This window comes from Nonomuraea sp. NPDC049400, assembly GCF_044466425.1.
Taxonomy (GTDB): Bacteria; Actinomycetota; Actinomycetes; order Streptosporangiales; family Streptosporangiaceae; genus Nonomuraea.
In genome coordinates this window covers 166,377-186,153 of record NZ_JBITMP010000003.1, presented here as the reverse complement: position 1 = coordinate 186,153, position 19,777 = coordinate 166,377, and the positions used below count along the sequence as shown (strand labels likewise).

The 19,777-nt window shown below is 71.6% G+C and carries 17 protein-coding genes; 7 read left to right on the top strand and 10 right to left on the bottom strand.

The window, feature by feature from the left end; translation table 11 throughout:
* Nucleotides 1-4 precede the first annotated feature (4 nt).
* Nucleotides 5-1,024 carry a non-homologous end-joining DNA ligase gene (gene ligD / locus ACIBVN_RS04735; RefSeq protein WP_397132693.1) on the bottom strand — a complete coding sequence of 340 codons (1,020 nt, stop codon included), beginning with the start codon at nt 1,022-1,024 and terminating at the stop codon, nt 5-7.
* A 452-nt stretch (nt 1,025-1,476) separates the two neighbouring features.
* On the opposite strand from ligD, the gene msrB reads away from it, so the two are divergent.
* Complete coding sequence (msrB, locus tag ACIBVN_RS04730) at nt 1,477-1,878, top strand: peptide-methionine (R)-S-oxide reductase MsrB (protein WP_349451601.1); 402 nt, start codon at nt 1,477-1,479, stop codon at nt 1,876-1,878.
* Nucleotides 1,879-2,051: 173 nt separating this feature from the next.
* Here msrB and ACIBVN_RS04725 read toward each other — a convergent pair whose 3' ends face one another.
* From ACIBVN_RS04725 to hemG, 3 genes are all read right to left on the bottom strand, one after another.
* On the bottom strand, nt 2,052-2,723 hold the full coding sequence (locus tag ACIBVN_RS04725; protein ID WP_397132690.1) for a hypothetical protein: 672 nt from the start codon (nt 2,721-2,723) through the stop codon (nt 2,052-2,054).
* A gap of 361 nt (nt 2,724-3,084) precedes the next feature.
* Nucleotides 3,085-3,786, bottom strand: a complete 702-nt coding sequence (gene hemQ / locus ACIBVN_RS04720; protein WP_397132688.1) for a hydrogen peroxide-dependent heme synthase — start codon at nt 3,784-3,786, stop codon at nt 3,085-3,087.
* 5 nt (nt 3,787-3,791) lie between these two features.
* Nucleotides 3,792-5,195, bottom strand: coding sequence for a protoporphyrinogen oxidase (gene hemG, locus ACIBVN_RS04715; RefSeq protein ID WP_397132686.1), 1,404 nt, complete (start codon nt 5,193-5,195; stop codon nt 3,792-3,794).
* A 109-nt stretch (nt 5,196-5,304) separates the two neighbouring features.
* Between hemG and ACIBVN_RS04710 the strand changes: the two genes are divergently transcribed.
* A complete protein-coding gene (locus tag ACIBVN_RS04710; RefSeq protein ID WP_397132684.1) occupies nt 5,305-6,243 on the top strand; it encodes a DUF4349 domain-containing protein in 939 nt (312 codons plus the stop codon).
* A gap of 4 nt (nt 6,244-6,247) precedes the next feature.
* Here ACIBVN_RS04710 and hemE read toward each other — a convergent pair whose 3' ends face one another.
* Complete coding sequence (hemE, locus tag ACIBVN_RS04705) at nt 6,248-7,300, bottom strand: uroporphyrinogen decarboxylase (RefSeq protein WP_397132682.1); 1,053 nt, start codon at nt 7,298-7,300, stop codon at nt 6,248-6,250.
* Nucleotides 7,301-7,866: 566 nt separating this feature from the next.
* Here hemE and ACIBVN_RS04700 point away from each other — a divergent pair.
* From ACIBVN_RS04700 to ACIBVN_RS04680, 5 genes are all read left to right on the top strand, one after another.
* The gene (locus ACIBVN_RS04700) at nt 7,867-8,463 is read left to right on the top strand and encodes a DUF3000 domain-containing protein (RefSeq protein WP_397132680.1); all 597 of its coding nucleotides are present in this window, start codon (nt 7,867-7,869) and stop codon (nt 8,461-8,463) included.
* Nucleotides 8,464-8,508: 45 nt separating this feature from the next.
* A complete protein-coding gene (locus ACIBVN_RS04695; RefSeq protein ID WP_397132678.1) occupies nt 8,509-9,738 on the top strand; it encodes an HRDC domain-containing protein in 1,230 nt (409 codons plus the stop codon).
* A 233-nt stretch (nt 9,739-9,971) separates the two neighbouring features.
* Nucleotides 9,972-11,117 carry a Gfo/Idh/MocA family protein gene (locus ACIBVN_RS04690; protein ID WP_397132676.1) on the top strand — a complete coding sequence of 382 codons (1,146 nt, stop codon included), beginning with the start codon at nt 9,972-9,974 and terminating at the stop codon, nt 11,115-11,117.
* Nucleotides 11,114-12,250, top strand: a complete 1,137-nt coding sequence (locus tag ACIBVN_RS04685) for a dihydrodipicolinate synthase family protein (RefSeq protein ID WP_397132674.1) — start codon at nt 11,114-11,116, stop codon at nt 12,248-12,250. The genes ACIBVN_RS04690 and ACIBVN_RS04685 overlap by 4 nt, the downstream gene beginning before the upstream one ends.
* On the top strand, nt 12,247-13,113 hold the full coding sequence (locus ACIBVN_RS04680; RefSeq protein WP_397132672.1) for a sugar phosphate isomerase/epimerase family protein: 867 nt from the start codon (nt 12,247-12,249) through the stop codon (nt 13,111-13,113). Before ACIBVN_RS04685 ends, ACIBVN_RS04680 begins: the two co-directional genes overlap by 4 nt.
* Before the next feature lie 18 nt (nt 13,114-13,131).
* Here ACIBVN_RS04680 and ACIBVN_RS04675 read toward each other — a convergent pair whose 3' ends face one another.
* The 5 genes from ACIBVN_RS04675 to ACIBVN_RS04655 all read right to left on the bottom strand — a co-directional run bounded on the left by ACIBVN_RS04675 (nt 13,132) and on the right by ACIBVN_RS04655 (nt 19,737).
* Entirely contained in the window at nt 13,132-15,702 is a 2,571-nt protein-coding gene (locus ACIBVN_RS04675; RefSeq protein WP_397132670.1) for a PEP/pyruvate-binding domain-containing protein, read from the bottom strand.
* 60 nt (nt 15,703-15,762) lie between these two features.
* Nucleotides 15,763-16,689, bottom strand: a complete 927-nt coding sequence (locus tag ACIBVN_RS04670) for an alkaline phosphatase family protein (protein WP_397132668.1) — start codon at nt 16,687-16,689, stop codon at nt 15,763-15,765.
* A 26-nt stretch (nt 16,690-16,715) separates the two neighbouring features.
* Nucleotides 16,716-17,489: a sugar phosphate isomerase/epimerase family protein gene (locus tag ACIBVN_RS04665; protein WP_397132665.1), complete on the bottom strand. Its 774-nt coding sequence runs from the start codon at nt 17,487-17,489 to the stop codon at nt 16,716-16,718.
* Nucleotides 17,486-18,478: a LacI family DNA-binding transcriptional regulator gene (locus tag ACIBVN_RS04660; protein ID WP_397132663.1), complete on the bottom strand. Its 993-nt coding sequence runs from the start codon at nt 18,476-18,478 to the stop codon at nt 17,486-17,488. Before ACIBVN_RS04660 ends, ACIBVN_RS04665 begins: the two co-directional genes overlap by 4 nt.
* Before the next feature lie 80 nt (nt 18,479-18,558).
* Nucleotides 18,559-19,737, bottom strand: coding sequence for a hypothetical protein (locus ACIBVN_RS04655; protein WP_397132661.1), 1,179 nt, complete (start codon nt 19,735-19,737; stop codon nt 18,559-18,561).
* Nucleotides 19,738-19,777 lie beyond the last annotated feature (40 nt).

Below are 19,777 nucleotides of genomic sequence, written 5' to 3'. Positions count from 1 at the left end.
CAACCTACTCCGGATTGTTTCCGCTGGTAGATGACCTAGCTCGACTTGGTTGGACGCGCATCGGCTCGCCCGGCATCTTGGGATAGTTGGGCGGGTACGGCATGTCGCCCCTGTCGTCCTTGGCGTAGAGCTCCAGCAGCGGCTCGATCGAGTGCGCCACGCCGTCGATGGCCGCGTGCACGTCGCCCACCTCGGCGAACCGGGCAGGGACCGTGCGGATGTCGAAGTCGCGCGGGTCGGCGTCCGCCAGCTCGTCCCAGGTCAGCGGGGTCGAGACGGGAGCGTGCGGCTTGGCCCTGACGGAGTAGGCGCTGACCACCGTGCGGTCCCGGGCGTTCTGGTTGAAGTCGATGAACACCCGCTCGCCGCGCTCCTCCTTCCACCACGCCGTGGTCACCAGCGCCGGATCCCGCTCCTCGACGGCCCTGGCCAGGGCGATGCCGGCGTGGCGTACCTGGATGAAGTCCCAGCGCGGCTCGATGCGCACGGCGATGTGGATGCCCCGGTTGCCGGACGTCTTGACGAACCCGGTCATCCCGAACTCGCCCAGCACCTCCCTCGTGAGCTGGGCCGCCTTGCGGACCTCGGCGAAGTCCAGGCCCGGCTGCGGGTCCAGGTCCACGCGGAGCTCGTCGGGGTGCTCGACGTCGGAGGCCCGCACCTGCCAGGGGTGGAAGTCGACGGTGCCGAGGTTCGCGCAGTAGGCGATGGCCGCCACCTCGGTGACCCTGAGCGACTGGGCCGTACGGCCGCTCGGGAAGGTCACCGTCACGGACTGGAGCCAGTCGGGGTGCTTGGGCGGCATCCGCTTCTGATAGATCGCCTCCGTCTGCACACCGTCGGGGTGGCGCTTGAGGTTGGTGGGCCGGTCCTTGAGCGCCCGCAGCGCGCCCTCGCCGACGCTAACGTAGTATTCGACCAGCTCCCGCTTGGTGGCGCCGATCCCAGGAAAGTACACCTTGTCGGGGTTGGTGACCTTGACGGTCCGCTCCCCCACCTCGAGCTCTATGTACGGCGATGCCATGCCCCCGAACCTACCTCGATGGCCAGACAACGGCACTCCTGCGTCCATGGCCTCACTCCGTGAGGCGGGCTCGGTCGCTGGGGAGCCGTCGCCTTCCCTCGTCGCTCTGGTCGCTACGCTCCCGGCGCTCCTCAGTCCAGGCGACGGCGCTCCCTCGCGCGAGGTGGGCCCGTCCCGGAGCCTCCTCGGTGGCGGGACCGAGGGCTCGACAGGACGGGCCGCTAGACCATCCGCCGCCGTTCCGGGCGCTGGCGCGCCACCCGGCCGGCCGTTGCGACCCCCGGCGGCTCCAGCACGGGCGTGGGCTGTGCCGCTCGCCGGGGTCTGCGGATGACCTCACCCCTTGGCAGGAGGCGATGACACCCCCTTGCCTACAAAGACGCGAATTCACCCCAGAACGGATGCTTCACCCTTCGGAGATCTCTTTTTGCCTGATCTCGTACTCTGTAGATATGGAGAAGGTGGTCAAGAGCGAGGCCGAGTGGCGGGTTCAGCTCTCGCCTGAGGAGTTCCACGTCCTCAGGGAGGCCGGGACCGAGCGCCCGTTCACGGGCGAGTACGTCGACACCAAGACCGAAGGCGTCTACTCGTGCCGCGCCTGCGGGGCCGAGCTGTTCCGGTCGGACACGAAGTTCGAGTCCCACTGCGGCTGGCCGAGCTTCTTCGCACCGGCCGACTCCGACGCGGTGCGGCTGATCGAGGACCGCAGCCACGGAATGGTGCGCACCGAGGTGCGGTGCGCGCGGTGCGACTCGCATCTGGGTCATGTGTTCCACGGCGAGGGCTACCCGACACCGACCGACGACCGTTACTGCATCAACTCGATCTCCCTTAGTCTTGAACCCAAGGGGTGATCGGCTAACGACAGCGCGTACCGATCGTCTGCCTCGGGTAGGAGATTCGTGTGCGCTTTGTCCATCTTCGTCACCGCTGGGTGACGATTGAGACCATCGGGCGAGTCGTGACGCAACAGTGCGAGGTGTGCTCGAAGACGCGGGTACGAGTGCGATAGCGGGTCTCGATGGCATCAGCCGGGTTCGGGGTGGGTGACCCGGCAGCTGGTGTCGGAGGCGCCGAGGATGTTGGCGAGCACGGGGTTCCCGTTCTCGCCGAACTCGGCCTGGACGAACACGACCGGGTTCGCCACGCCGAGGGAGCGCAGGTATTCCAGGCCGCGTTTGCACAGCGTGATCGCTTGGGATGAGTTGTCCGCCGATTCCGGCAAATCCGTATAAATGCGCAAATATCCGCCGATGCTGCGGACGTCCTTGAGGCGTTTCAGCGCCGCGTCGTCCGGCCCCCAGTGCGTACGGAAGTACTCCGCCGCCTGCTGGTCGGTGTGCCGCGACGGCCCGTCCGCCTTGTAACCCTCCGCGTCAGCGGGGTCGGGGCCGCCCGCCAGCAGGTCCTCCGGGTTGGTGCTGCCTTCCACCCGACCGGGCTCCACCGCGCCCGCGGTGGCCGCGCCCGCAGCGGCCTTGGGCGGCTCTGACTTCGGCAGCTCGCGCGCCCTGGCCTGCGCGCTCGCCCCCGCGCCGGTCTCGGCCCTGCCGGACAGCGCCGCGGATCCGTTCTGCCGCTCAGCCTGGGCCGGTGGCCCGGACGCCACACCCGGCTGTTGAACGGAGGTGGCGGTCAGCGGCCCGCTGAAAGTCCCGTTCGCGCCGAGCACCGCGGCGACGCCGCCGGCCAGCGCCACCGCTCCGACAGCCCACCGCAGCCTTCCGGTACGGCGCCGCGCATGCCGCGAGCGCCCCGCCCCATGCCGCGAACGCCCCGCACCATGCGGCGAACGCTCCTCCCCATGCGGCGATTGTCCCGCTGCCTGCGGCGAGCGCCCCGCCACATGCCGCCCGGCCGTCCGCCGCCGGCTCCCCCGTCTGCCCGATCCGTCCATCACCCCGCCCTCCCCGCCGCCTGGAACGTGCCACCGCGAGCACGCCCGTACGAGCGAAGGGTTTCCCTGATTGTGACAAAGGGGATAGATCAAGTCCGTTGGATCGCCAACTTGGGCCTGGCTTCTTTCCCCTGAGTCCCAGGTCGAGGTGCCGGCCGTTGAGCTAGGGCAGAGCCGCCACCAGCTCCCGCACCGGCTTGCGCGCGCCCGTGTAGAACGGGATCTCGACGCGGGTGTGGCGGCGGGCCTGCGCGCCCCGCAGCGTGCGCATCAGGTCGACGATCCGGTGCAGCTCGTCGGCCTCGAACGCCAGCATCCACTCGTAGTCGTTGAGCGAGAAGCACGCCACCGTGTTGGCCCGCACGTCGGGATAGGGGCGCGCCAACCTGCCGTGCTCGGCCAGCATGGCCCGGCGCTCGGAGTCGTCCAGCAAGTACCACTCGTAGGACCGCACGAACGGATAGACGCTCACGTAAGCGCGCGGCTCCTCCTCGGCGAGGAAGGCGGGGATGTGCGACTTGTTGAACTCGGCCGGCCGGTGCAGCGCCATCGCCGACCAGACGGGCCTGCTGTGCCGGCCCAGCTCGGTGCGGCGGAACCTGGCGTAGACGTCCTGCAGGTCCTCCGGCGTGGGCGCGTGCCACCAGAACATGTAGTCGGCGTCGGCCCGCAAACCGGCCACGTCGTAGACCCCCCTGGTCACGACGCCCTTGCCGGCGGCCTGGTCCAGCAGCTCCTCGACCTCGCCCGCCAGGCCGTCGCGGTCGGCGGGACACGGCTCGGTCACCTGGAAGACCGACCACATGGTGTAACGGATCACCTGGTTGAGATCGCGGGCCTTGAGCCGCGGCGCAGCCTCTGTCATGTCGCCTATTCTCCTCGTTGAGACAGGTGGTCCAGAATCCGGGCGGCGGCCGTACGCGCCGTGCCGATGCAGGCGGGGATGCCGATGCCCTCGTAGGCGGCGCCGCAGACGGCCAGCCCCGGCTCCACGGCCACCGCGGCGCGCACCCTGGCCACCCGGTCGAGGTGGCCCACGTTGTACTGCGGCAGCGCACCGCCCCAGCGCGTGACCCTGGTGTCGATCGGCAGGCCGCTCACGCCCATCACGTCGGCCATCTCGGCCGCGGCCAGCGACACCAGCTCGGTGTCGTCCCGCTGGAGCAGGTGCTCCTCGCCGATCCTGCCGATCGAGCAGCGCAGGATCACCATGTCCTGCGCCAGGTGCGGCCACTTGACCGAGCTGAACGTGACCGCCTTGACCGGCCGCCCCTCGACGGGCGGCACCAGGTAGCCGCTGGAGGTGGGCGGCTCGGGGAAGGCGCCGACCGGGTACGCGAGCGTGACGATGGCCATGCTGGCGTACTCGATCCTGGCCAGCTCGCTCGCCGCCTTGGGCACCTCGGCCTTGAACAGCCTGCTGGCCGCGGGCCCCGGCGTGGCCACGATCACCGCGTCCGCCTCGACGACCTCGGGCTTCGGGACGGGGCCCGTGACCAGCCGCCAGCCGTCGCCGGTCCGGTGCAGCTCGCGTACGGTGACGCCGGTCCTGATGTCCGCGCCGGACGCCTTGGCGACCGCCTCGGGCAGGCCGCCGAGGCCGGTCTTGAGCGAGGTGAAGACGGGGCCCGCGTCCTTCGGCGCCTCCTCGACGAGCTGCCTGGCCCCGGTCAGCAGCGAGCGCTCGGAGCGTGCCACCGCCGCCACGCGCGGCATCGTGGCCTCCAGCGACAACATGTCGGAACGGCCCGCGTAGACGCCGCCGAGCAGCGGCTCGATCAGCCGCTCGACGATCTCGCCGCCCATCCTGGCGCGGACGTAGGCGGCCACCGACACGTCGGTGCGTACGAGGGTGGCCGGGAGGATCTGGTCGAGCGGCACGCGCAGCAGGCCGCCGGGCGAGACGATGCCCGACTTGGCCAGCTCGGCCAGGTCGGCGGGCACGCCCATGACCTGGCCCTTCGGCATCGAACGCAGCACGCCCCTGCTGTAGATGGCCGAGCTCGTGGTGCCGGGGAGGACCAGGTCGTCACCGAGGCCGACCGCCCTGGCCAGGTCCTTGCCCTCGGGCCGCCTGGCCAGCATGGCCTCCGCGCCCGCGTCCACGTTCACCCCGGCGACCTCCGAGGCGTACAACTTGCCGCCGATCCGCGGCCCGCCCTCGAGCACGGTCACCTTGACCCGCTCGCCCGCGCCCTGGCGGAGATACCACGCGGCGGCGAGACCGGAAATCCCTCCACCGACGACGACCACGTGCGCCCGATTCCCTTCCACGCCTCCTGACGCTACCGCCTCACCGCAGTGCCCGGCTGCGCGGGACCGGCGTTGCAACACCGTGATGCCCGTTCTCAAACCGCGGCTATCCGGTGGCCGTCTTAGGGGCATGAGGAGAATCCGGTACGGAGTCGCACTCACTGCCACCTGCTCGGCCCTGCTCCTGGCGGGCTGTGGCGGCGGTATGGAGGCCACCAGCCAGTCGTCGGGCGCCGCGCCCGCGCCGGCCGTGGCGGCCGACCAGGAGGCCGCCAAGCAGTCGAGACCACAGCAGGACAAGAGCGGCCTGGTCTCGAACGTCAAGCTGACCCAGCAGGATCGCCAGGTCATCTACACCGGCGACCTGACGGTGCGGGCCAAGCAGGTCACCACCGCCGCCCAGCAGGCCAAGCAGATCGTGACCTCGGCGGGCGGCTACCTGTCCAAGGAGCAGAGCAACTCGGCCAGCGACACGGAGGACACGGCCACGCTGGAGTTCAAGATCCCGCCGGACAAGTACGCCGCCGTGCTGGGCCGGCTCGGCAAGGAGCTGGGCAAGCAGTTGTCCATGAACCAGGGCACGCAGGACGTCACCATGCAGATGGCCGACGTCAACAGCCGGCTGAAGTCGGCGCAGCAGTCGCTGGAGTCGCTGCGCACGCTGCTGAAGAAGGCCGACACCATCGGCCAGGTGCTTCAGGTGGAGCGGGAGATCTCCGCACGGGAGTCCGATCTGGAGTCGCTGCAGGCGCAGCAGAAGGAGCTGGCCACGCAGGTGGCCATGGCCACGCTGACGCTGCGGCTGGTCGGGCCGGTCGCGGTCGTCGAGGACCCTTCCGACGAGCCGGCCGGGTTCTTCGGCGGGCTGAAGGCGGGCTGGGACGCGTTGGTGTCGTTCGCGAAGGTGGCGGTGACGGTGTTCGGCGCGGTGCTGCCGTGGCTGCTCGTCTCGCTGCCCCTGCTCGCGCTGGTGATCTACCTGGCCCGGCGTGACCGCGCCAGGCGCCCCCGGACCCCCGTGCCCCCGCAGGGGCCCCGGCCCGGCGACCCGGACCCGGAGGCCGCCTGACCCGTCAGCCGGCCTCGTGGACGAGGTCGGTGAGGCGCTTGAGCTGGTCGGGATCGGTCGAGGGCAGCACGCCGTGCCCCAGGTTGAACACGTGCCCCTCGGCCGCCCGCCCCTGGCGCAGCACCTCGCGCGCCTTGCGCTCGACCACTTCCCACGGCGCCAGCAGCACGGCCGGGTCGAGGTTGCCCTGCAGCGCCTTGCCGGGGCCGACCCGGCGGGCCGCCTCGTCGAGCGGCACCCGCCAGTCCACGCCCACCACGTCGGCTCCCGCCTCGCCGAGCACGCCGAGCAGCTCGCCCGTGCCGACGCCGAAGTGGATGCGCGGCACCCCCGCCACGCCCTCGAAGATGCGACGGGTGTGGGGCAGGATGAACTCCCGGTAGTCGGCCGGCGCCACCGCCCCGACCCAGGAGTCGAAGAGCTGCACGGCCGAGGCGCCCGCCGCGATCTGGATGCGCAGGTGCTCGAGGACGATCGTGGAGAGCCGTTCCATGAGCGCGTGCCACAGCTCCGGCTCGCCGTACATCATGGCCTTGGTCCGGTCGTGGTTCTTGGACGGGCCGCCCTCGATGAGGTAGGAGCCGAGCGTGAACGGCGCCCCGGCGAAGCCGATCAGCGGCGTGCCGCCCAGCTCTCCGGTCAGCGCCTGGATGGCCTCGGTGACGTACGGCACGTCGTCCGGCTCCAGCGGTCGCAGCGCGCCGACGCCCTTGGCGTCGCGGATCGGGTCGGCCACGACGGGGCCGACGCCCGGCTTGATGTCGAGGTCGACGCCGATGGCCTTGAGCGGCACCACGATGTCGCTGAAGAAGATCGCGGCGTCCACGCCGTACCGGCGCACCGGCTGCATGGTGATCTCGACGATCAGGTCGGGCGTCGCGCAGGCGGTGAGCATCGGCACGCCCTCGCGAACCCGCAGGTATTCGGGCAGCGACCGACCGGCCTGGCGCATGTACCAGACCGGGGTGTGCGGGACGGGCTGGCGGCGGCAGGCACGCAGGAACGCTGAGTCGGCGAGGTTCACTCCACAAGGGTGCCACGTACGGGTGCCGGTCATGACACGGGAGCGACGTGTCGGGAAAAACATCGATTGGACACCCCAAAGCATGATCAGATAGCCAGATGAAGGTTTACCGGTCTGCTCGGCATCGGCGCCGCACTCGGGTCGAACACACCCCATGCCCGGCCAGAGAGCCGGTCTCGACTGGGCCAAATGTTCGCCAACCCACCGCGCGGCATCGATTCAGAGACCACTTTCGGGACACGCCGAGCGCGTTGCGGGGAAATGTCAGCGGCTCGTGCCAACGTCGGAGCCACGACCCGAAGAAAGGCCCCGGTTCGATGACTCGTGCGATGACCGCGTTGTGGAGTTCCCCAGAGCGCCGCAGTGAGCGTTGCCCTTCCTGCGCAGGTGAGCGGCCGTTCGAGCAGCCGCCGTGCCTTGACGGGCACGAGCCCGGCCACTGCCCCGAGTGGGCCTGCGTCGAGTGCGGTCACGCGATCATCCTCGGTACCGCCGAATCCCTCCGACCGAATCGCCAGCTGGTTACGGCAGCGGCTTGATCACCAAGGATGAGCACCCCCGTGGTCCCCTTCCGTCCGTCTTCGACCTACGCTTCCGCTATGACACTCGGTGACCAGCCTCCTCCTCCCGCCGCGTTCACGCGCGCGGCGGAGAGCATGCGGCTGTCCGAGGTCAGGCCGGAGATCGAGCTCGAGGACCTTCCCGCGCCGCAGCGGCTGGCCCCCTACTCGGCCGCCATCGGCGCGTCGGTCTACCGCGACGACGACGAGCTCGCGGTCGGCCGGCTGATCCTGCTCTACGACCCTGAGGGGCAGCGCGGGTGGGAGGGCCCGTTCCGGCTGGTGGCCTACGTCAGGGCCGACATGGAGCCGGAGATCACCTCCGATCCGCTGCTCGGGCCGGTCGCCTGGAGCTGGCTGACCGAGGCGCTGGACGCGCACCAAGCCGACTACTGCGCCGCTGGCGGTACCGTGACAAGAGCCGTGTCAGAGGGGTTCGGCAACAAAGCCGAAGACCCGGTCACGACCGAGCTCGAGCTGCGGGCGTCCTGGTCACCCGCGCAGGAGGATCTCTCCGGCCACGTCGCCGCCTGGTGCGACCTCATGTGCCTGGCGGCGGGGATCCCGCCGCTCCCGCCCGACGTGGCCGCCCTTCCCCGCCGCCGAAATGATCCGGAGAGTGACCGTACGAAGTGAGGGCACCAGTCAAGACAGCACCAGCGTCATGAGGTCGGTGAACTCATGACAGAAGAACGCACCGTCGAGCCGCTGCTCGAGCCGCGCGAGGGCATTCCTCCGGTCATCGCGGACGCCACCGCGCTGGCTGAAATCGTTTCGCGTTTCGCGGCGGGCACCGGTCCCGTGGCGGTCGACGCCGAGCGCGCCTCGGGATACCGCTACGGCAACCGCGCCTACCTCGTGCAACTGCGCCGCGCCGGGGCGGGCACCGCGTTGGTCGACCCGATCGCCTGCGCCGACCTGTCCGCGCTCGACGCGGCCGTGGCCGACGCGGAGGTCGTGCTGCACGCGGCGTCCCAGGACCTGCCGTGCCTCATGGAGGTGGGGTTCAGGCCGCGGCGGATGTTCGACACCGAGCTGGCGGGGCGGCTGCTCGGCTACGAGCGGGTGGGGCTCGGCACGATGGTCGAGACCGTGCTCGGGCTGCGGCTGGAGAAGGGCCACTCGGCCGCCGACTGGTCCACCAGGCCGCTGCCGGAAGACTGGCTGCGCTACGCGGCGCTGGACGTGGAGGTGCTGGTCGAGCTGCGTGACGCGCTCCATCAGGAGCTGGCGGAGAGCGGGAAGCTGGAGTGGGCGCGCGAGGAGTTCGCCGCCGTGCTCAACACGCCGCCGCCCGTCCCCCGGTCCGACCCCTGGCGGCGCACCTCGGGCATTCACAAGGTACGCAACGTGCGGTCGCTGGCGATCGTGCGGGAGCTGTGGACCATGCGCGACCGGATCGCCCGGGAGGCCGATCTGGCGCCCGGCCGGGTGCTGCCCGATTCCGCCATCGTGACGGCGGCGCTCGAGGGGCCCCGTACCAAGAAGGCCTTGACCGAAATATCGGCATTCACCGGGCGCAGCGCGCGCAGGCACATGAGCGACTGGCTCGCCGCGGTGACCCGCGCCCGCCAGCTGCCCGACAGCCAGCTCCCCGCGCCCAGCACTCCCGGCGAAGGGCCGCCGCCGCCCAACCGCTGGGCCGACCGCGACCCGGCCGCCGCCAAACGCCTGGCCGCCGCCCGCGCGGTGGTGGCGGGGCTGGCCGAGCAGCACCACATGCCCACGGAGAACCTGCTGCAGCCGGATGCCGTACGCCGGCTCACGTGGGAGCCGCCGGCGGAGATCAGCGAGGAGACGGTGACCGCCCGGCTGCGCGAGCTGGGAGCCCGTGAGTGGCAGCTGTCCTTGACAGCCCACCCCATCACCAAGGCCCTGTCCCGCCTCGAAACCCGCGGCGGCGACCAGTAACTCCGCGCCGCCGCCCGGCCCAGCGTCACATCGCGACCCGCGGGTCGCCGGGCTTGGCGCCGTGCGCGTTGCGCCGATCGCCGCTGCACACATCCCGCTGACGCGGCGCTCCGGTGGGGGCGCGAGCGTGGATGGACAGTCGCGCCGCGGGCGTCGCTACTTGACGTGGTCGGTGGGGCGGCCGTACGGTTCGGGAAAGCGCTTTCCCCGTGTTTGTCCTGAAGGGATCCTCAATGAGCGTGCGCACCATCGGCGTCGTGATGAACGGCGTCACCGGACGGATGGGCTACCGCCAGCACCTGGTCCGTTCCGTCCTGGCCATCAACGAGCAGGGCGGTGTCACGCTCTCGGACGGCAGCAGAGTGAAGCTCAAGCCCGTACTTGTCGGGAGAAATGCCGAAAAATTGGCAGATATCGCGGCGAAGCATGGGATTGCGGATTACACCACGGAGCTGGACTCCGCCCTCGCCGACGACGACAACCTGATCTACTTCGACGCCCAGGTCACCAGCGCCCGCGTCAAGGCCGTGCTTAAGGCCATCGAGGCGGGCAAGCACATCTACGCCGAGAAGCCCACCGCCGAGTCGACGCAGGAGGCCGTCGCGCTGGCCGAGGCGGCCACAGCCAAGGGCGTGAAGAACGGCGTCGTGCAGGACAAGCTGTTCCTGCCCGGCCTGCTCAAGCTGAAGCGGCTGATCGACGGCGGGTTCTTCGGCCGGATCCTGTCGGTGCGCGGCGAGTTCGGCTACTGGGTGTTCGAGGGCGACTGGCAGGAGGCGCAGCGCCCGTCGTGGAACTACCGGGCCGAGGACGGCGGCGGCATCGTGCTCGACATGTTCCCGCACTGGCACTACGTGATGGAGAACCTGTTCGGCCGCGTCCAGTCCGTCTACGCCCGCGCCGTGACGCACGTCCCGTCACGGGTGGACGAGCAGGGCAACACGTACCAGGCCACCGCGGACGACGCCGCGTACGGGATCTTCGAGCTCGAAGGCGGTATCGTCGCGCAGATCAACTCGTCCTGGACGGTTCGCGTGAACCGCGACGAGCTGGTCGAGTTCCAGGTGGACGGCACGCACGGCAGCGCGGTCGCCGGGCTGCGCAACTGCCGGGTGCAGCACCGCTCCGCCACCCCCAAGCCCGTCTGGAACCCCGACCTGCCCGCCACCGCCCGCTTCCGTGACGGCTGGCAGGAGGTGCCGGACAACGCCGAGTTCGACAACGGGTTCAAGGTGCAGTGGGAGGCGTTCGTCAGGCACGTGCTGGAGGACGCGCCCTTCCCGAACGACTTCGCCTCGGGCGCCCGCGGCGTGCAGCTCGCCGAGCTGGGCCTGCGCTCGAACGCCGAGGGCCGCAGGATCGAGGTGCCGCAGCTGTGACGACGATCGACCTGCCCGGGATCGGCGCCTACGAGCTGCGCGAGCCCGTGACGTGGCCGGTGCCGGACAAGCCGCCCGCCGGCCGCATCGTGTACGCCGCCGCCCACGTGGTGGCCGACCCGCTCGGTGACAACACGCCCGGCTCCCCCGCCGCCGTGGACTGGGACGCCACCCTGCGCTTCCGCCGCCACCTGTGGTCGCACGGCCTGCGCGTCGCGGACGCCATGGACACCGCCCAGCGCAACATGGGCCTGGACTGGGCGGCGACCAAGGAGCTCATCCGGCGCAGCGCCGCCGAGGCCCGCGCGTACGGCGACCCGGCGACGCTGGTCGCCTGCGGCGCGGGCACCGACCACGCGCCCGAGGCCGCCGACCTGAACACGATCACCGCCGCGTACGCCGAGCAGATCGAGACCGTCCAGTCGGCCGGCGCCGGTGTGATCGTCATGGCCTCCCGCCAGCTCGCCAAGGTGGCCGACGGCCCGAAGGACTACCACCAGGTGTACGCCAAGCTGTTCGGCCTGGCCGACCGCCCGGTGATCCTGCACTGGCTGGGCGAGATGTTCGACCCGCAGCTGGCCGGCTACTGGGGCTCGCGCGACGTGGACGCCGCGACCGAGTCGTTCCTGGAGTTGATCCACGCCCACGCCGCGGCGGTGGACGGCGTGAAGGTGTCGCTGCTGGACGAGGAGCACGAGGTGCGGCTGCGCGCCGCGCTCCCCGAGGGCGTCAAGCTCTACACGGGCGACGACTTCAACTACCCGTCGCTGATCAAGTCGGGCTCGCACGCGCTGCTGGGCATCTTCGACGCCATCGCCCCGGCGGCGGCAGCGGCGCTGCACGCGCTCGACGCCGGCGACCTGGACCGCTATGACGAGATCTTCGCCCCCACCGTCCCGCTGTCGCGGAAGATCTTCGAGACGCCGACGTATCACTACAAGACCGGCATCGTCTTCCTGGCCTGGCTGAACGGCCACCAGGACGCGTTCACCATGGTCAACGGCGCCCAGTCGGCCCGCACGCTGCTCCACCTGTCGGAGGTGTTCCGCCTCGCCGACCAGGCCGGGCTGCTGGCCGACCAGGAGCTGGCCGTACGCCGGATGAAGGCGCTGCTGGCGGTGAACGGGCTGTGACACTTTCACTGAACCAGTGGACGACCAGGCGCTGGTCCGTGGCCGGGGCCGTGGACGGGTGCGTGCGGCACGGCCTGGAGGCGGTCGGGCTGTGGCGGGAGAAGGTCGCCGAGCAGGGTCTCGCGGAGAGCGTGAAGCTGGTGCGCGAGGCCGGGCTGCGGGTGTCGTCGCTGTGCCGGGGCGGCTTCCTCACGGCCGGCGGGCTGCCGGGCGAGGAGGGGCGTCGCGCCTTCGCGCAGGCGCTGGAGGAGAACCGGCGGGCCATCGACGAGGCGGCCGAGCTGTCGGCGGCGTGCCTGGTGATGGTGGTCGGCGGCCTGCCCGGCGTGAAGCCGGGCGAGCCGCTGCCCGCAGGCGGTTTCTCGCGTGACGTGGCGGGGGCGCGCGAACGGGTGGCGGAGGCGCTGGCGGAGCTGGCGCCCTACGCCGGGGAGCGCGGGGTCAAGCTGGCCCTGGAGCCGCTGCACCCGATCTACTGCCCAGACCGGGCGGTCCTGTCCACCCTGGGCCAGGCGCTCGATCTGAGCCTGGCGTACCCGGAGGAGCAGGTCGGAGTGGTGGTCGACACGTTCCACGTGTGGTGGGACCCGCGGGTGTTCGAGGACATCGCGCGGGCCGGCCGCAGGATCGCCTCCTACCAGGTGTGCGACTACCTGCACCCGCTGCCGCAGGACATCCTGCTCGGGCGGGGCATGATGGGCGACGGCGTGATCGACTTCCGGCCGATCACGCGGGCGGTCCTCGACGCCGGCTACGCCGGGGACGTCGAGGTGGAGATCTTCAACGCCGACATCTGGGCCGCCGACCCCGACGAGGTGGTGGCCACGATGAAGGCCAGGTACGAGGACGTGGTGCTCGCCTGACCTGCCCAGGTCCGGGGATCACGACAAGGTGACCGTTCCCGCGGCGCCGTTCACCGTGATCTCCTGGCCCGTGGTGATGCGGTGGGTGGCGTCGGGGACGCCCACGACGGCCGGGATGCCGTACTCCCTGGCCACCACCGCGCCGTGCGACATCGCGCCGCCCATCTCCATCACCAGCCCGCCCGCCGTCAGGAACAGCGGCGTCCAGCCGGGATCCGTCGAGGGGCAGATCAGGATCTCGCCGGGCTCCAGATGGGCGCCGATCGGGTCGAGCACCACCCTGGCCACACCTGTGACGGTGCCCGCCGAGGCCGCTGTTCCCGTCAGCGCGCCGTCCGTGGCGGCGGACGCGAGGGCCTCGGGCTCGGTGCCGTCGGACAGCAGCACCCTGGGCACGTGCCTGCGCCGCGACTCCTGCTCGTACAACGCCCGCCGCTCCGCCACGACCTGGCGCAGGTCGCCCCCGCCGAGCGCGGCCCTGGCCTCCCGCAGGTCCAGGAAGAACACGTCCCGCGCCGAGTCCAGGACGCCGAGCTCCACCAGGCGCTCCCCGACCACCAGCATGCTCCTGCGCACCCCGGCGAGGGTCTTGACCAGGTAGAACTTGGGCAGCTCGCGCAGCCCCGCGAACTCCCGGGTGCGCCGCAGCCCGAAGCGCACCACCGCGGCCCGCCACCGGCCCTTGCGCCGGGCCGCGGCCGCCACCTGGGCGATGGCCGCCCGCGCCTCCTCGGCGCCCTTGGCGAACAGCGCGGAGGGCGCGAGGCCGGCGCCGCCGTCCATCCGCAGGTAGTTGGCCAGCACGCCGAGGATGTGCGCGGGCTCCTCGGACCAGCGCGGCACGCCGAGGTCGATCTCCGCGACGCCGCGGTGGCCGTACTTGTCCAGGAACGCGGTGATCTCCCGCTGGGCGACCGGCGGGAGCCGCCCGGCTTGGTAGAGGCGGACCAGCTCGGCCACCGGCTTCTCCTTGAACGGCTCCGGCTCGATGCGGGTGGTCAGGTCCCACAGCTCCAGGTCCATCTCCGTGGTCGGGTTGTGGGGGACGCTGCGCAGGATGTCCTGCATGTCGTTCAGCGGCACGCCGGAGAGCTTGGCGGCGAGCGCGAACAGGCCGTAGCCGACGACCGCGACGGGCATGACCGAGACGATGACCGGGAAGGTGCCGGCGAGCATGCGCTCGGCGTGGTCCAGGCGCTGCTCGGGGGTGGCCGACTCGGGCACCAGCAGGCGCCTGTCCAGCTCCTCGCCGAGGCGCGCGGCGTACTCGAGGGCTTTGCGCGGCCTGGTCAGCGCGAGCATGGCCCGGGAGGGGGCGTGTATCCGGCGGGCGAACCGGCTCAGGCCGCGCAGGACCGGGCGGGGGGAGGTGTGCACCACCGACAGGCGCGGATCCCGCGCCAGCTGCTCGAAGAGCGGAACGGCGCGGGCCTCGCCGAGCGTGAGCATGCGCGGCAGCAGGACGCGGCCGAAGCGGCTGCGGACGGCCGTGGTCAGGTCGAGCCACATGCGCTGCCCCGACACGGCCGCGAACGGCGCGCCGTCGAGCGGGTCGGCCGGTCCGTAGCCGAACAGCCTCGCCGCTCCCCCGCTGACCAGCTGGAACGCCGACACCCCCATCGGGGTGAAGGGCGCCATGACGCCCTGGGCCACGTTGACCGAGAAGTACACCCGAAGGCCGGGCCTGGCCCGCTCCGGCAACGGGTAGAGAGTCGTGATCGGCCTGGCCTGGGTGAGCCAGATCTCGCCGTGCTCGTCGATGGCCCACTCGGTGTCCTGGGGCGCGCCGTAGTGGTCCTCGACGCGCGAACCCAGCCCGGCCAGCGCGCGCACCTGATCGTCGGTCAGGCAGAAGTCCTCGTGGGAGGTCTCGACGCGTTCGGTGCCGCCGCCGGGCAGCGAGCGGATGGTCAGGCGCTTGTCGCCGGCGTGGCGTTCGAGGATCTCGCCGCCGTACACGACGAAGCGGTCGGGGTTCACGGCGCCGGAGACGACGGCCTCGCCGAGGCCGGGGTTCGCGTCGATGACCGCCTCGCGCCGCCGTCCCGTCACCGGGTTGGCGGTGAACATCACGCCCGCCACCCGCGCGTCCACCATCACCTGGACGACGACCGCGAGCCGCACGGCGGCGTGGTCGATGCCGTTGGACTCGCGGTAGGCGACCGCGCGGTCGGTCCAGAGCGAGGCCCAGCAGCGGCGTACGGCGTCCGCCACCGCCTCCGCGCCGACCACGTTGAGGAAGGTGTCCTGCTGCCCGGCGAAGCTGGCGAACGGCAGGTCCTCGGCCGTGGCCGAGGAGCGCACCGCGACGGGCACGTCGTCGCCCAGAGCGGTGTAGGACTTCACGATCGCCTCGTGCACGGCCGCCGGCACCGGCGCCTCGAGCAGGTGCCGCCCGGCCCGCTCGGCGAGCCCGTCGCCGCTCGTCTCGAGGCCCTGCGCCACCTGCCGGTACGCCTCCGTGGTCAGCACCCATCCCGGCGGGACGGGCAGGCCGGCCCGGGTCAGCTCGCCGAGGTTCGCGGCCTTGCCACCCACCTCGGCCAGCATCCCGGCGTGGACCTCGGAGAAGCCCAATGCCATGTTCATCGAATGCTCCTCTGCCGGTAAGCGTCCTGTCACACAGTCTCACGCTTCCCCGGCAGAAATTCAACACATGATGAAAAGATCCTCGCCGTCCAGGCCCCAAGCGGGGTCGGTCGCTATGCCCAGCACACCCAAGGCCGTCGGCCCCACGTCGACCAGCCGGGGCCCGCCGAGCGAGCGGCCGCCCAGGTCCTCCCCCAACCGGTTCGCGATCACGAACACCGTGCGCTCCTCGTCCGACGTGCCCCCGTGACCACCCCCGTCCACGTGCCCGTGGTCGGTCGTGACCAGCACCGTCCATCGCTCATCGGGGTACGTGGCCCGCGCGCGGACGGCGTCGAGCAGGTAACCCAGGTAGGTGTCCTGCACCTGGAGCGCGGCGGAGTACTCCGGGCAATGGGGGCCGAGGTCATGGGCCACCTCGTCGGTGTCGCCCAGGTACACGAAGACGGCGTCGGGGTCGGCCGTCGCCAGGTGCCGCTCGGCGGCCAGGGCGATCTGCTTGTCGGCGGCGGCCCAGGAGCCCATCCCGTACCCGTCCAGCACGAGCCGGTGGTCGATCGCCCGGCTGAAGGCGCCGTGCTCGTCGAGCGCCGTCCAGGAGAAGAACGCGGCGGTGCTCAGCTCCGGCCGGGCATTCTTCGCACGAGTCAGGAAGTCCGGAAATTTCGTGAAGTTGGGGTTGGCGAAGCCGTTGTCCACTACGCCGTGCTTGTCCGGCCAGACCCCGGTGGCGATCGACGACCATCCGGGGCCAGAGTCGGTACGCGACGCGATGACCCGCCCGCCCGGCTCAGGACTCTTGGGCACGACCTCGCCGGGCGACTCCGTACGCGGCGTGCCCGCCTCACCGTAGGGGAGCTTGCTGGTGCCGTACGCACCGGAGGACATCAGCCCGTCCAGCACGGGCGCGCCCAGGGCTTGGAGCCGGTCGAACCGCAGGCCGTCCATGCCGACGACGAGCACCTTGTTCCGCTTAGAAAGGGGCATCCCCCTATCTAAGCGGCGAAAGTCACCTAGAGGGCGAAGCGCCGCACCCAGTCAGCCGCCCCCGGCAGGATGTCCTCGACCGGGGCGACTTGCGGATACCAGGTGCGCTCCCACTCCAGGGACACCCACCCGTCGTAACCCGCACCGCGCAGCAGCTCGCCGCACTCCTCCAGCGGCACCGACCCCGTCCACATGGGCACCGGCGTGGTCTCCTCGGCCGAGACGGCGTCCTTGACCTGCACATAAGTGAGGTACGGGCCCAGCGCCGCGAGCGTGTCGGCCGGGGACTCGCCGTGGCGCCACGGGTGCAGCAGGTCCCAGATCGCGCCGGTGGTCTCGGGGCAGCCCGCCTCGGCCAACAGCCCGGCCACCGCCGCGCCGGTGGCCATGAGGTCGTGCGTCTCGACGAGAACGTGCGTGCCGAGCGCGGAGGCCGTACCGGAGACTGCTTTGAGCCTGCGGGCGCCGACGGCGGGATCGTCGCCGCGCGGGAACACCCGCACGCCGGGCGCGCCCAGGTCGGCGGCCAGCTGGAGGTCGGCGGCCAGCGCCTCGATGACCGGTTCGTCGGCCCCAGGCTCACAAATGCCGACATATCCGGCGAGCGCGGAAATTTCCAGGCCTGCCCGCTCCACTCGCTCCCGCACCGAGCGCCGCCCGGCGGCGTCGAGCCCGCTGTGCACCCCGGTGTCCTCGTGCAGGCGAAGCTCGAGACCCTGGCAGCCGCCTCCGGCTGCGATCTCGATCGCCCTGTCGAGCCCGTCGCCGGGCATCCCCAGCGTGCTGACCGCCAGCTTCACGCCAGCCTCCGTACACTCTCCCGCAGCACGACCTCGCCGGCCACCTGCTCGACCACGACAGCGTCCTCCTCGCCCAGCGCCAGCTCCAGCGCCCGCGCCCCCATGTCCTTCAGCGGCAGCCGCACGGTCGTCAGCGCGGGCACATGATCGCGAAGCGTGACGATGTCGTCGAACCCGGCGACCGAGACGTCCTCCGGCACCCTGACCCCGCGCTCCCTGTAGGCCGCCAGCGCCCCGACCGCCATCACGTCGTTGACCGCGAACACGCAGGTCGCGTCCCCGACCTGCTGGGCCGCGGCATAGCCGCCGTCGCGGTCGAACGGTCCGTTGATCACCTGCGGCGCGGGCAGCCCCAGCTCCTCCAGCGCCTCGACGAATCCTGCACACCGGTCGGCCGCCGTGACCAGGTGCGGCGGCCCGGCCAGCACCGCGAACCGCGTGTGCCCGAGCCCGGCCAGCGCGCGGGCCAGCTCGGCCGCCCCTTCCCTGTTGGCGGGCGCGACGGTGTCGACGCCGAGGAGGTCCTGACCCACACAGGCGGCACGGCCGCCGCCCGCCTGGTATCGGGCCAGCTCGCCGCGGAGCCGCCCGGTGACCGCCGGGTCGGCGACGCGCGAGCCGACCAGCAGCACCGCCCGGACACGCTGGGCGTTCAGCGTGGCCACGTAGGCGATCTCCTGCTCGGGGTCGCGATGCGTGGTGCCCACCATGACCAGCAGGCCCTCGGTGGCGGCCGCCCGCATCGCCCCGTCGGCCAGGGCCGCGAAGTAGGGGTCGGTCAGGTCGTGCACGACGATGCCGATGACGTTGCTCGCCCCGCGGGCGAGCGTCTGGGCTGCGATGTTGGCGCGGTAGCCCAGCTCGTCGGCGGCTTGCTCGACGCGCGCTCGCAGGGCCGCGCCCACCTGGCGGGTGCTGCCGTTGAGCACCCGCGAGGCGGTCGCGAGCGAGACGCCCGCCTGCCTGGCGACGTCTTCAAGCGTGACCACGAGACCTCCCCGGAAAGCGGTTTCCAAGTCTGCCAGACCAGTACGTGGATCCGCATCCCCGGTGAGCACCCTAGTGTGGCTCAGGCCCAGGGGAACAGGATGTCGAGGATTCCCTTGCTCTCCTTCGTCGGCGTAGGCGCGGGCGCCTGGGTCTGCGGCGCCTGGGTCTGGGGCGCCTGGGTGGTGGGCCTGGACTCCGGCGCCTTGGTCTGCACCGTGCTGTCGGCGGGGTCGTCGATGTCGTTGCCGGTGTTCGGCGTCTGGTCCTGCGGGGCGCGGGTGGGCCTGTTGCTCGCCTTCGACGTGGGCTGTCCGATGCGCGTGTGCGTCGGACGGGTCGAGGGCTCACGCGTGGGCCGCGCCCGCTGCGTCGGCGGGGTGGACGGGACCGCGGACTCGGTGTCGGTCGGCTCAGGAGCGTCCGATTCGGTGGGCTCCTCGGTGTCCTCCTCCGCGGCGGTGTCCTCGGGGGCCGCGCTCTCCGACGGGGAGGTCACCTCGCCCGCGCTGGCGCACTGGCCGCCCGTGCAGGGGTCGTCGGAGGAGTTGCCGGTGAGCAGGAAGCCCGCGCCCACGCCGACCAGCACCACCGCCGCGGCCGCCACCAGCAGCTTCCTGGTACGGCGGCGCACCTCGCCGTCGCCGTCACCGGAACGGCCACGGCCCTCGCCGTCACGGCCACGACCATCGCCGTCACCGGAACGGGCGCGCGGACGCGCATCTTCCGAGTCGTCCGTCCAGCCCGAGCCGAGGAAGCCGCGCTTGGGCTTGTCGTCATCGTGGTCGTCGTCGAAGCCCGAGTCGTAGCTCCGGTCGAGCGGGAGGTACGGGTTGTCGTCCTCGACGCGGTGCGGGCCGCTCGGCTCACCGAGCACGTCACGCGCGCCCGTGCCGGGCTCATCGAACACGTCGCGCGTACCGCCCGCGCGAGGCTCGTCGAAAACGTCGCGCGTACCGCTCGTGCCGGGCTCGTCGAACACGTCGCGCGCGCCGCTCGTGCCGAGCACGTCGTGCGCGCCGCTGGGACCGCCGAGGTCATGGGCGCCCAGCACGTCATGCGAGCCGCTGGAGCCGCCGTACAGGTCGCGCGAGCCGCCGGAGCCGCCGAGCACGTCGTGGGGACCGTCGTCGAGCAGGTCACGGGGCTCGATGAGCTGCGGCTCGCCCTTGTCGAGCGGGAGGATGTAGGTCTCGTTGCCGACCACCTGGATGGCAGGCTGCTCGTCGGTGTCCTCAGTGCTCCACCGTGGGGAAAGCACGTCACCCGTCATCTCAGGGTTTAACGACCTCCCCTGCCCA